Origin of the sequence: Filomicrobium insigne, from assembly GCF_900104305.1 — a bacterium.
Taxonomy (GTDB): Bacteria; Pseudomonadota; Alphaproteobacteria; order Rhizobiales; family Hyphomicrobiaceae; genus Filomicrobium; species Filomicrobium insigne.
This window is the reverse complement of sequence record NZ_FNJC01000001.1, coordinates 436,863-450,844: the sequence shown is the minus strand read 5'-3', so window position 1 is coordinate 450,844 and position 13,982 is coordinate 436,863. Positions and strand designations below refer to the sequence as shown.

The following is a 13,982-nucleotide window of genomic DNA, read 5'->3' as shown; positions in this document are numbered from 1 at the left end:
ATAGATAGAAACGCATGAGATCAACGAGCGATGCTGGGTTAATCAAACGCTAAAAAGATAGTTTGCCGCTTCACAACATTGTGAGTATTATGTTAATTCCAACACGGATGTGTGGAGCATTGAGGTGTCAAAAATTTCTGTGGCGTTTATCGACGGTCATCCGATTATGATGGATGGCCTTATTAGTGCATTTTCTCGAGTTCAAGATTTTCAGGTTGTAGCAAGGGGAACTTCCGCAGCCGACGCGGTGAATAGCGCCGTTGTGCATAAACCGGACGTTCTCGTGCTGGACTTAAATATTGACGGCAACGCATATGAAGCGATGTCGAAAATCAACGGGAAATGTCCAAATACAAAAGTCGTCGTTTTTACGGGATTGGTCGGGGTCGAGTACGCATTGCGAGCGCTTGAGCTGGGTGCGAGTGGTTTCGTTTCCAAAGGAAGCACAGCTGAAGAGCTATGCAAAGCGCTGGTCGCGGTCGTGGGCGGTGAGACCTACATCACGCAAAGGTTTGCGACACAAGTGATATCCGCGTTGCGCGATGCGTCGCTGCGCAAGCGTGCGGCAGCTGCTATCAAGCTGAGCATCCGGGAGGAGCAGATCGTCCGTTTGTTGCTGCGTGGTAAAACGAATAAAGAAATAGCAAATCAACTCGCAATCAGCGAAAAAACGGTAAAGCATTATATGACAATTCTGATGCAGAAGCTAAATGCTCGCAATAGAATTGAAGTCGTATTAGCCGCTCAGAATTTATCTGTAGAGCATAAGTGCGGCCCCACAGTCTACCGGAATTAATTCCGGAATACGGCAAAAAACTATTCAATTTTATTTCTCGATGAAAAGGGAGGCCGTGCCTCCCTTTATTGGTTTGCGTGCGCCTACGGTGGAAGCACGGAACCATCATTCTCTCGCATGACAAAGTACGGGCGCGACTTGACGTTTTAAGATCTCAATTGCGGCACGCGTGCCGGCGTTCGGCGCAGCAAGGTCTACGCTGTCATAGAGAAACTCAGACGATGGTCTGGTCACCCATCAGCCTTTAGTCCGATTGGTTCCCGCCCGATGGTCCAATGTCTAGTCGGATCTTTGGTCGGACCCCAAGCTGGACCCAAGTCCGAACATTGAGTCCGACCTTCTCCCCTACTTGCGCATCGATTTCCCATCCATCCTGGAGCTCATGATCGCAGGTCTGTCTGCAGACCGCATTGCTGTCGGCATCGTCGACAGCTTCAACCGTTGCCGATGGAGACCGAGATGGGCGTCACGTTGAATCAGCATGATCTGGAATTCATCCTGAAGCAGATCAAGATCGCCGAAGCGCATTCTAATGGTGCGGCCCTAACGGAGATCCGTCTCGACGCGAACGGCAACGTGATCACAGACCCAGCCCTGTACGGGCCAGATGGCGTCTATCTTGGCGACCCCGCCGCGCCGCGCGCGATACCTGATCCGAAAACACCGTTCGGTCTGCGTACAGTCGATGGCAGCTATAACAACCTCGTTGAAGGACGCGAACTTTGGGGTGCTGCGGACCAGGTCATGCCGCGCATGCTTGAAGGAAGCTTCCTCGATGACCAGGACGGTGATCAAATGCCGCTTGGTCCTCCGGGCGGGCCAGTCGTCACGAACACCGATTACGGGCAACCGGGTAACGTTGCTGACGCAGATCCCCGGATCATCTCAAACTTGATCGTCGACATGAGCATCAGCAACCCGGCTGCCATCGTGGCCTGGTTCAACAATGAATTGGCTACAGCTGCATTTATCGAGAAATACGGCAAGGAGCCGGCTGCACCGGGTACTCTGGATGTACCCGCGGTGGACGGCATCGTTGAGACTGCGACCCACCGGGAGATCACGAATGAAGATCTTTCGTTGATTCCCAACATAGCGCCCGACGAGGGTATTTCCGCATCGTTCAACGGCTGGATGACGTTCTTCGGCCAGTTTTTTGATCACGGTCTCGACCTGATCACGAAGAGCGACAACGGTACGGTCTTCATTCCCCTAAACGAAGACGATCCGCTCGTGCTCGGCGCGGACGGCGTGTTGGGCACCGCCGACGACTTGCCCACTCACTTGCGCTTCATGGCGCTCACACGCGCTCAACCTGTCGAAGGACCCGACGGGGAGGTCAACCACGTCAACACGACGACGCCATTTGTCGATCAGAACCAGACGTATACCTCGCACGCGTCGCATCAGGTCTTCTTGCGTGAATATGCGATCGTCGACGGAGTACCCGTTGCCACCGGCCGCTTGCTGAACGGCGAGAATGGCGGGCTCCCCACGTGGGGCGACGTCAAGGCCCAGGCTCTAGAGAAGCTTGGGATCGTTCTGAGCGACATCGACGTCTTGAATGTCCCGCTCCTGCGTACGGACGCCTACGGTGAGTTCATTCGCGGCGCAGATGGATTCCCGCAGGTTATCGTCGGCATTGGCGCAGACGGCATTCCAAATACGTCAGACGACATCGTCGCGAGCGCAACCGTTGACATAAATGGCATCGTCCAGCCCGTCGTCATTGCAGATGTGAACGGTGGCCTGGGCCCGGTACGCACAGCGCACGCATTCCTCGATGATATCGCGCACAACGCAGCGCCCGGAATGTTTGACAGCAACGGCGATGGTGTCCCGGATAGCATGAAGGTCGCTGACAGCGACACCGATGTCAGTGGACCTGCGGACGCCCAACCAGCCGGAACCTACGATGATGAACTTCTCGATCGCCACTTCATCACCGGCGATGGGCGTGGAAACGAGAACATTGCTCTGACCGCAGTCCATCACGTATTCCACTCGGAACATAACCGCCAAGTAGCGCTCAACAAGAAGACAGTTCTTGAATCGGGTGACATCGATTTCATTAACGAGTGGCTGCTGACAGATCTCACGCCAGCTGAAGTTGACGCGATTCCTACGGACCCGGCAGCGTTGGCGGCCTATGCTGAAACCCTCAATTGGGATGGCGAGCGGCTGTTCCAGATGGCGCGGTTCGCGACTGAGATGCAGTATCAGCACCTCGTGTTCGAAGAGTTCGCCCGTAAAGTGCAACCAGCCATTGATCCGTTCGTATTCAACAGCGTGACGGACATCAACCCAGCCATTTTCGCGGAGTTTGCCAACACCGTTTACCGCTTCGGCCACTCCATGCTGACGGATACGGTCGGGCGCATCTTCGTCGATGAGAACGGCCAGCCGCTGGTGGACCCCACGACGTGGGAATCCGAAGCTGATCTGGGCTTGATCGAAGCCTTTCTCAATCCCGTGGAATTTGACCAGAACGGCGCCATCAGCCACGAAGAGGCCGCAGGCGCCATTGTTCGCGGCATGACATTGGTCCACGGTAACGAGATCGACGAATTTGTCGTCGGTTCACTCCGCAACAATTTGCTTGGGCTTCCGCTCGACCTCGCAGCTATCAACATTGCACGTGCCAGGGATACGGGCGTTCCCACACTTAACGATGCGCGTGCTCAGCTCTTCGCCGCGACAGGATCTAGCTTCCTCAAGCCATATGAGAGCTGGGTAGAGTTCGCCGCAAACTTGAAGAATCCGATCTCGGTGGTCAACTTCCTGGCCGCTTACGGCACGCATGACACCATTCTTTCCGCGGGAGATAGTCTTGCGGGCCGCCGCGACGCGGCGATCAAACTTGTCTTTGGCGACCAGTCAATCACAGATCCGACAGAGCAGGCGGCTTTTGACGCTGATCGGAAAGCGTTCCTCAATAGCACCGGCTCATACAGCGCCGAGAATACGGGCCTTAACACCATCGATCTCTGGATCGGCGGTCTCGCCGAGCGGATTCTGCTGTTCGGCGGCATGCTGGGTTCGACGTTCAATGCCATCTTCGAAGCACAGCTAGAAAACCTGCAGGACGGCGATCGCTTCTACTATCTGACGCGTACCCAAGGCCTGAATTTCCTCAATGAGCTTGAGAACAATGCATTCTCAAAGCTCATCATGGCCAATACCGATCTCATTCAAGATCCCGGCCCTGATGGCATCAAAGGTACGGCTGACGACACCGTAGCCCACCACATCGGTATCGATGCATTCCTGAAGTATGACCACATCCTCGAAGTCAACCAGGCTATGCAGATCGGCGACGATCCAGTCGGAAACGATCCGGTGCTTGAGGCTCTCGGTCTCGGCAAAGTCGTTCGAGAAAATCCAAATGGATCACCTGGCAACTATCTGCGCTTCTCTGGCGGCGAGCACGTCGTGCTCGGCGGCACCAATGATGCAGACACGCTCATAGGCGACCTTGGTGACGATGCGATCTGGGGCGACGGCGGCGATGACCGTATCGAAGGTGGCCAGGGCGTCGACCTCATTATGGGTGGTGCCGGTGACGACATCATCACGGACGAAGGCGATACCGGAGACTTTATCAAGGGCGATGAAGGCGACGACGTAATCGCCAATTCGAACGGTTTGGACATCCTTATGGGTGGCGACGGCAAGGACGTATTCTTTGTCGGCGTGGACGATACCGAAGTGTTCGGTGGTGAAGGTGACGATTTCATCGTTGGTGGCGATGGCGTCGACTTCCTGTTGGGCAACGAGGGCGATGACTGGATCGAAGGCGGCGGCGGCTTCGATACGATCGCTGGCGACAACTCGGAGCTCTTCTTTAACTCGACCATCCTTGGCCACGACGTCATGTTCGCCGGATCCGACGAGCAGGATTTCGACGCTGAATCCGGCGACGACATCATGGTCCAGGGCGAAAGCGTTATGCGTAACGAAGGCATGTTCGGCTTCGACTGGTCGACCTTCCAAGGTTCGCAGATCGACGGCTACGCCGATATGCGCATCAAGATCTTCACCACGGAGCAGCAAGACATCCTACGCAACCGCTTCGACAAGGTTGAAGCGCTGTCGGGTTGGGAGCGAAATGACACGCTGATCGGTGATGATCGCGTTGCCGCACTGCCGGATGGTGAGGGTGGCATCGAAGGCAACACGACAGCGGCGAATGAAGCGGTCTTCTTCAACGACGAACTGACCCAAGCTGGTGTCAACCGCATCGATGGATTGCGCGAACTGCTTGGCAATCTAATCGACGCAGCACCGCCTGGCGCGACTGCGGCAGAACTCGAAGAGATGATCGCATTCAACAGCGGCAACATTCTCTTAGGCGGCGGCGGTAGCGACATTCTTGAAGGCAACGGCGGCGACGACGTCCTCGATGGCGACAAGTGGCTGAACGTTCGCATCAGGATCACGGGCAACGGTCAGGAGAACTTGGCGGAAAATGAAATCGCCACGGTGACGAGCCTAAAACATACGTTTACGGATGATTTCGCGATCGTGGCTTGGCAGGGCAAATCACTCTTCGATTTGCTCATCGCACGGGAGATCAGGCCGAACCAATTGCACATCGTCCGTGAAATTCTCGATGGCGGCCATGAGGGTGATGTTGACGTCGCCGTCTTCAACGACGACTTGGCGAATTACACGATCACCTACAACGACGATGGCAGCATAACCGTCACCCACGTCACTGTGACGGCTGAGATCGATCCGGCAACGGGAACCAACATCGTTTCCGACGGTGTTGATACCTTGCGCAACATCGAGATCCTTCGCTTCCGGGATCAGGACGTACAGGTAAGCCAGCCGGCCACGGGTGTTCCAGTCATCAGCGATCTCACGCCGACCGAAGGGCAGACGTTGACGGTGGACACTAGCGCCATTCAGGATCCTGATGGTCTGGGGCCGTTCTCCTTCCAGTGGCAGGTTTCCGAGGATAATGGCACGACCTGGGTCGATATCCCTGCTGGGCTCGGAGGGACCGGCGCGTCGTTCACGCCGAATGAAGGTGTACTCGGATTTGGAAGTCAGGTCGGCGATATCCTTCGTGTGGCCGTCAGCTTCACTGATGGGTCAGGCGAGCTCGAAACAGTCTTCTCAGAACCAACCGGTGTCGTCGGTGACAATTGGAACGCTGTGCCCTTCCTGGCGAATACGTTCAACGGAACGGCGGGTGATGACATCGCAACCGGAACGAACGGGTTGTTCAATATCGGTGCTCTTGGCGGCGCCGATACGTTGAACGGCAACGCCGGCGATGACATTTTGAGCGGTCTCGGTGGAAACGACACGCTCAATGGTGGAGAAGGTAACGATACGCTCAACGGCGGTGGCGGAACGGACGTCGCTGTCTATTCTGGTAGCGTTGAAAATTATGCCTTCTCGCTAAACGGTGCCAACCAGCTCACCGTGACGGACACCGTCGGTGCGGAAGGCACGGACACGCTGACCAGTATTGAGCAGCTCCGTTTCGCAGGCACGACCTACACCTTGTTTAACGGTACAAACGGTGGCGCGACCACGGGCGGTACTGGCGGCTCAGATATCCTGCTGGGACATGGTGGTGTCGATACCCTGAATGGTAACAATGGTGCGGACGTCCTGGTTGGAGGCGCAGGCAACGACACGGTCAATGGCGGCGGCGGCGACGACCTGACGCTTTGGCGTGTCGGCGATGGCCGGGATTTCGTGAACGGTGGTGCGGCCACGGACACAGTCCACATCACCGGCGATCAGACCGCGGAAACTTTCCGTATCTATTCGCGAGCTGAAGCGTTGGCAGCGGGCATGACCGGGCTTAATGCCGCCACGGAAATTGTCATCACCCGTAACGGCACCGATAACGCATCGATTATCGCCGAACTCGACAACATCGAAGAGATCCACATCACGGGAGCTGGCGGCGGCGACACGTTCATCCCGATCGGAGACTTTACTCCAACGAGCCTGAGTACCAGCACGATCACAATTGATGGTACGCCTGGGGATGACACAATCGACATGTCGACCCTAAGTTCGGCCCATCGGATTGTGTTCAAGTCGAACGGCGGGAACGATACGATCCTCGGCATGATGCGTCCGCAGGATGTAATCGAACTGCCGCCGGGCGCAAATCCATCCGACTATAACATCGTCGATAACGGCGACGGCACCGTGACGATGTCGAATGGCAGTAATTCGATCACCTTCTCGGATGACAACATCACGCAGGTCGTTCCCGGTGGTTCGGGTCAGGGCAACTTTACGCTCACTGAGAGCGACCTGGCGGGACTTAAGGCTCTGGTCAACGGACTAGAAATTCCTGGTGACGACGATTCCGTTCCTGGCGTACGTACCGTATCGGGTCATGGCAACAACATCGCCAACCCCGATTGGGGCGCAGCAGACGAGCCGTTCATTCGGCTTACCGGAGCTCGCTATGGAGATCCCGATGCCGATGGAAATCGCGCGATCAACCCGATCTTCGATGGCCTCGATCCGCGCTCCATCAGCAACATCCTGGGTGAACAGGAAGCCAATCTGCCGAAAGCTCAGGATGCCAACATCTTCTTCATGGCATTCGGTCAGTACTTTGATCACGGCCTCGACTTCATCCCGAAGGGTGGGAATGGGATCATCGAGATTGGCGGCCCCGGCGCCGAGCGCGCACCAGGCACGGACAACCCGGCCGACCTCACGCGAGGCACGGTTGCTGGATTCGACGAGAACGGCGTGCCAATTCACATCAACAAGACGTCGCCTTACGTCGATCAGAACCAAGCCTATGGCTCACATGAACTCGTCGGACAATTCTTGCGCGAGGGCGACGGTTCAGGCGGTTTGGGTAGCCACCTGCTCGCAGGAGGACCAGATCCGTCGGCACCAGAGTTCAATCTCCTCCCCACCCTGCGTGAGCTGATCCAGCATCACTGGGAAAACAACACTATCTTCTATTCGGACTCCTTGCCGAACGGATCGATAGCTTTCCGGGATTACTATACCGACTATCCATTGGAAGGCGGTGCCACTGGCACGCTGCTTAATGCAGAAGGTGCCTTCGATCCGATGGTCGTTTCATCTATCGCCTCCAATTTCATGGGCAGTGGCCACTCCTTGCTGCTGGACACGAACCCCTTCATCAATCTGCTGGATCACTACGTCGCCGGCGATGGGCGCGCGAACGAAAACTTCGCCCTAACCTCGATGCATACGATCTGGGCCCGTAACCACAACTTCCACGTTGAAAATCTCGAAGCACATGGCTTTGAAGGCACGCCGGAAGAAGTGTTCCAGGCCGCAAAGATGATCAACGAAGCGGAATATCAGCGAGTCGTCTTTGACGAATTCGCAGACACCCTGCTTGGTGGTATGCGAGGATCAGGATCGCACGGACACGACGGGTACAACCCGCAGGCCGACGCAGGCATCTCTCACGAGTTTGCTGCCGCAGCGTATCGGTTCGGCCATTCACTCATCGGTCAAACCATGACGGTCATCGATGAGAACGGCCAACCTACGCAGGTTGCCCTGTTCGATGCGTTCCTCAATCCGAGCAATGAAAGCGGTGTGTTTGCCGGACCATTGCCTCCAGGCTACGTGCCTCAGCCAGGTTACGAACAGTTAGGCGTCGACTCCATTCTGGGCGGTATCGTTCAACAGACCGCTGAAGAAGTTGACTTCAACATCGTCGATGCAGTGCGGAACGACCTCGTGCGCATCAACGCCGATCTCTTCTCCTTCAACGTCGCACGCAGCCGTGACCTTGGCCTGGGTACGCTCAACCAGATCCGAGCGGATCTGATGATGTCCCAGAACCCATACGTCATGGAGGCGGTTGGGTTCGCAGGTGATCTGTCGCCGTATACGTCTTGGGAAGACTTCCAGGCCCGAAACGGACTGAGCGATGTGGTCATCGCGCAATTTAAGGAGGCATATCCGGATCTCGTTTTGTCACCTGAGGAGGTTGCGGCCTTCCAGGAGGTCAACCCGAATATCCAGCTTCTGGATGGTGCGAATGGATCCAAGGTTGTCAAAGGAATAGATCGCCTCGACGTGTGGGTTGGTGGGCTGGCCGAGAAGCACATCAATGGCGGTGTCGTCGGACAAACCTTCTGGGTCGTGATTCATGAGCAACTTGACCGTCTGCAGGAGGGCGATCGCTTCTACTACACCGATCGTTTCGACAACTTCGACTTCTACGAGACCTTCATCGATGGTCAGGAGTTCTCAGACATCATCGCGCGCAACACGGGGCTGACCGGCCTGCCGGAGCACATTTTCGAAGTCGATGATGAAGATAACGGGACCGACACCGGAACGGGTGATGGCACCGGTACTGACACTAACAACAATGATGACGACACCACCGGTAGCGGTGATGACGACGACAGTGAAACTGTTGACGATAACGACGACGTACAGACTCCCGCTCCCACGGCACACATCGGTGGCGAGGGTACGGATGTCCTGACCGGTACGTCGGGCGCTGACACGCTGCTTGGTTTCGGCGGTGATGATGTTATCTCGGGTGGCGCTGGCGCTGATATTATCAGAGGTGATAGCGGCAACGACCTCCTGAGCGGCGAAGACGGGCGGGACGTCATATTCGGCGGCATCGGCGATGATGACATCTTCGGTGGCAAGGGCGCCGATATGCTCTACGGCGATGATGGTAACGACCACATCTTCGGCGGTGCAGGCGGCAACCTCATTCAGGGCGGTGCTGGCAACGACACCGTTTTCGCGGGGGCTGGTGACGACCGGATCGTCGCAAATGCAGGTGACGGAAACGACACCTACTACGGTGACGAGATGTCGGGCGGAACGGGTAATGACACCCTCGACATGAGCGCGGTCTCGGCCGACGCGACCGTCGATCTCGGCAGTGGCTTCATGGGTATCGGCAGCGCGTTCAGTGCTGACAGCGGCCAAGATACGCTCTGGGGCATCGAGAATGTCGTAACGGGTTCTGGTGACGACGTCATTACCGCAAGCAGCGCCGCCAACGTGATGGACGGTGGAGCTGGAGCCGATACGTTCCGCTTCTTGTCTGGAGGTGACGCCGACGGCGACACGATTATGAGCTTCCAGCCCGGAGACAAAATTGATCTGAGCGCAATCGACGCCAATGGTGGCTCAGCTGGCAACCAGTCGTTCACCCTCGTGTCCGGTGCATTCACCGGTGCCAGCGGGGAATTGCTGGTCAGCTATGAAACGAGAGACGGTGAGGAATTCACCGTCGTGGAAGGCAACACCAGCGGCGGCACCGATTCTGACTTCAAGATCAGCATAAAGGGAACGCAGAACCTCACCGAGAGCGACTTCGATCTGTAACGCCTGTTGCCCGCGGGCTCGGCGAGAGCCGGCCCGCGGGAGAGTTCTCGCATAGGCAGTTAACCCGAGGAATAGTTCTCCATGCGCTCCGAGGCTGCGAAGTCAGCGAATAAAAGAAAACAGGCCGAACAACTCACGCAAGGGTTTCGCGGCATACTCGTTTTCCTGTTCGTCATGTCCGGGATCATCAACATCCTGGCCCTGACCGGCGCTTTCTACATGCTGCAGATCTACGACCGCGCGTTGACGAGCGGCAGCATTCCAACTCTGGTCGCGATATCTGCAGTTGCGATCGGTCTTTATCTCTTCCAGGGAATGTTCGACATCATCCGTTCGCAGATCCTCGTTCGGATTGGTGCGCGGCTCGACAAGAACATCGCTCCGATCGCTCATCAGGTGGCAATAGACATGCCACGCTTCGGCTTTTCGACGGCCGAAGCACTCGAACGCGGACGCGACGTTGATACGGTGCGCGGCTTTCTGGGAAGTCAGGGACCACTAGCCCTCTTCGATCTGCCTTGGATGCCCGTATTTCTTGTCTTCGTTTATATGCTGCATCCCTATCTCGGCGCCCTGACGATTGGTGGCGCTGCAGTCTTGGCGCTCCTGACGATCCTTGCTGAGATCCTCACCCGTCGCTTGACCAAGTCAACGCAGCAGGCTGTCGTGGCGCGCAATGCGGTAGCCGATTCCAACGCGCGCAATGCCGAGATCCTGAAGGCTATGGGCTTCGCGAAACGAGCGGTCGCACGCTTCAACGAGGCGAACGACGAGCATCTCGAACTGCAAACGCGGGCCACCGACATCAGCGGCACGTTCAGCGCAATATCGCGGGTATTGCGGATGCTTCTGCAGTCCGCCGTCCTCGGTCTGGGCGCGCTTTTGACCATTAATGGAGATCTGACGGCAGGCGCGATTATTGCGGCTTCTGTCGCGTCTGCGAGAGCATTGGCTCCGATCGATTTGGCAATCGCAAACTGGAAGAATGTGGTCGCGGCGCGTGCTGCGTTCGGACGTTTGAAAGAGACGGTTGTTTCGCTCGCGGGAGCGGCACCGAGGATGGCTCTGCCGGATCCAACAAAATCGCTCAAGATCGAAAATGTCACCGTGGCGGCGCCAGCGGTAGGCCGCGTGCTGCTCAGCGAGGTTAGCTTAGAGCTCAAAGCCGGAGACGCACTCGGCATCATCGGCCCCAGCGGTGGCGGCAAGACGACGCTGGCCCGGGCGCTCACCGGACTTTGGCCTGTGCTTCGCGGGAATGTTCGGCTCGACGATGCTGATTTATCCCAGTGGGATGACGAAGCGTTGGGGCGTCATATCGGATACCTGCCGCAGGACGTCGCACTGTTGGATGCCACGATCGGTGAAAACATTTCGCGACTGAATCCCGATGCCGATCCTTCGGAGATCGTCGCAGCAGCGCGTGCTGCCGGCGTTCATGAGATGATTGTGCGGATGCCGGATGGCTACCAGACCCAACTTGGGCCGCAAGGGGCATCGCTATCGGGCGGCCAGCGTCAACGCATCGGGCTCGCGCGCGCGCTGTTCGGCAACCCATTCCTGGTGATTCTCGACGAACCGAATTCGAATCTGGACGGCGAAGGCGAGGCGGCACTCACCCTGGCGATGCGAAGCGTGCGCGAGCGCGGCGGCATTGTGATTGTGATAGCTCATCGCCCAAGTGCCTTGGCCGCCGTCGATTTGGTGGCTGTCGTTCAAAATGGTCGCGTGACGTCCTTCGGTCGAAAGGAAGATGTTGTCGCGAAATTTGTTCCACGCAGCGTAAACACCGATCCGCAGCCCGTCGAAAAGCCGCTAGAGCGGCAAGCGCAAAGGGTGCCGGCATGATCGAAATCAAGGGTACGAAGACATCACCCCAAGAGAATGATCCTCACGAGCGTTATGTCCATAAGAGCATGGACAAGAACTCAAAGACGCCAGCGTATGTCGTGGTGCTACTCGCTGCCGTAGGGCTCTACCTCAAGTCAATCTTCCCGAGTGCGAGTAAGACGCAGGAAGATCCCCCGGCCGACACCCCTCCTGAGCAGGACGAAACGGAACTCGCAACCTCACAAACCACGACAGGTCAGGTCGCAGGCACGCCCACCGGAGAAAACACCGAGAAGGTGGGATCGAGCACGTCCTTGGCAGTGCTGGATTTGCCGCGTCCATTAAGTTTCACGCTATCTGAGTCTCCAGCATTTCAGTTTATGGATCCTTCACCGAAACTAGAGTGGTTCTCGCCGAAGACCATTATTTTCCAACCGGTAGCGGCCAACGACAACCCCAATGTGAGTGGCAAGATCTCCGCCTCGGGAGGCAGTGGTATTGGAGGTGGCGGCTCCATTTCGACACCCGGATCATCTGGACCTGATGGTGGTAGCGATACGGAAACAGGTAGCGGTCCTGGTGCCGGTAACGGTGGGTCGCAACAGGCCAACAGAGCACCCCGTTTGAGCGGTCCGGTCTACCTGATGGATATCGCGAGTTGCGCCACGCTGGCAATCGGCCTCAGCGACCTCCTGCGCAATGCCGTCGATCCAGACAACGATCCGTTGACGGTTCAGAATCTGCAGGTATCAACAGGAACCTTGAAGCCTCTTGAGAACGGCTGGCTGTTCGAGACGGACACGTTTGAACTTGGTCCGGTGATCGTCTCGTATGCGGTCAGTGACGGCCAGTTCGCCGTTGAGCAATTTGCGTATTTCTGGGTGGTCAAAGAGGCTTCGATCATTGGGACCGATGATGCCGACATGTTGCTCGGTACGAAGTGCGCCAACGAGATCGATGGCGCGGGCGGCGATGACATCATCGACGCTGGTGCGGGCAATGACGTAATCACTGGAGGGAGCGGCAACGACCATATCGTCGCGGGCGATGGTGATGATGTCGTCTACGGCGGAACCGGCCATGACATCATATTTGCCGGCTTGGGCGACGATTATGTCTCAGGCGGCGCTGGCAACGACCGCATCTTCGGCGAAGGCGGCAGCGACGCGTTGTTTGGCGACGACGGCCATGACCTGATCTTTGGCGGCGATGGCAACGACCGGCTGTTCGGCGGAACCGGAAACGACACACTGTACGGCGGTGCCCACAATGACATCTTGTTCGGCGAGGCCGGACACGATGTGCTCCACGGCGATTCCGGCGACGACAGGATCGACGGTGACGCAGGCAATGACGATATCCATGGTGGGGACGGCAACGATATCGTTATGGATGGCTTCGGCAACGATACCGTCGCAGCGGGCGATGGAAATGATATCTTAGTAGCGGCAAGCGACGGTGACGACGACCACTATGACGGAGGCGAAGGTTTCGACCGGCTGGATTATTCCAGCGCCACCGACATGGTGACGATTAACATCATGTCCGGTATGGCGAGTGGGGCCGAAATCGGCAGCGACAGCTTCAGTAACTTCGAGCATTTCCGCACAGGTGGTGGTGACGATCACTTCATCGTTGGCAGAAACAACGGTGTCGTCATGACCGGCGGAGATGGGAGCGACGTGTTCGAATTCAGCGCGCCAGAGAGCACCCCGTCAACATTGATGACAATCGCCTTCGAAATTACTGACTTCCAGCATGGAGACCGCTTACGGATCTCCAAACATGACTTGTTCAAGGAGGTCTTGGATGAAGTCGAGGACCGGTTCGAGAAGGTTTATGGCGAAGAGGTGGACGATGACGGCATACGCCTTCGCTACCACGATGAACGATCCGAAGAACTGGGCCACACAGTAATTGAAGCTGATCTCAATAAAGACGGTGTCTGGGAAACGACCATAGAGATCGCGGAACTGCAAGTGCTTGTCACTGTCGAAGGCGTATAGGAACACAGAGG

Annotated in this window: 4 protein-coding genes; all 4 read left to right on the top strand. The window is 56.9% G+C overall.

Annotated features, from left to right (window positions below; genetic code table 11):
• Window positions 1-124: 124 nt before the first annotated feature.
• The 4 genes from BLS30_RS02050 to BLS30_RS02035 all read left to right on the top strand — a co-directional run bounded on the left by BLS30_RS02050 (window position 125) and on the right by BLS30_RS02035 (window position 13,971).
• The gene (locus tag BLS30_RS02050; RefSeq protein WP_090226245.1) at window positions 125-796 is read left to right on the top strand and encodes a LuxR C-terminal-related transcriptional regulator; all 672 of its coding nucleotides are present in this window, start codon (window positions 125-127) and stop codon (window positions 794-796) included.
• Window positions 797-1,255: 459 nt separating this feature from the next.
• Window positions 1,256-10,135 (top strand): peroxidase family protein, encoded by an 8,880-nt coding sequence (locus tag BLS30_RS02045; protein ID WP_210183987.1) that lies wholly within the window; start codon window positions 1,256-1,258, stop codon window positions 10,133-10,135.
• Between the two features lie 81 nt (window positions 10,136-10,216).
• The gene (locus tag BLS30_RS02040; protein ID WP_046477969.1) at window positions 10,217-11,983 is read left to right on the top strand and encodes a type I secretion system permease/ATPase; all 1,767 of its coding nucleotides are present in this window, start codon (window positions 10,217-10,219) and stop codon (window positions 11,981-11,983) included.
• Complete coding sequence (locus BLS30_RS02035) at window positions 11,980-13,971, top strand: cadherin-like domain-containing protein (protein ID WP_090226240.1); 1,992 nt, start codon at window positions 11,980-11,982, stop codon at window positions 13,969-13,971. Before BLS30_RS02040 ends, BLS30_RS02035 begins: the two co-directional genes overlap by 4 nt.
• The last annotated feature ends 11 nt before the right edge of the window (window positions 13,972-13,982 follow it).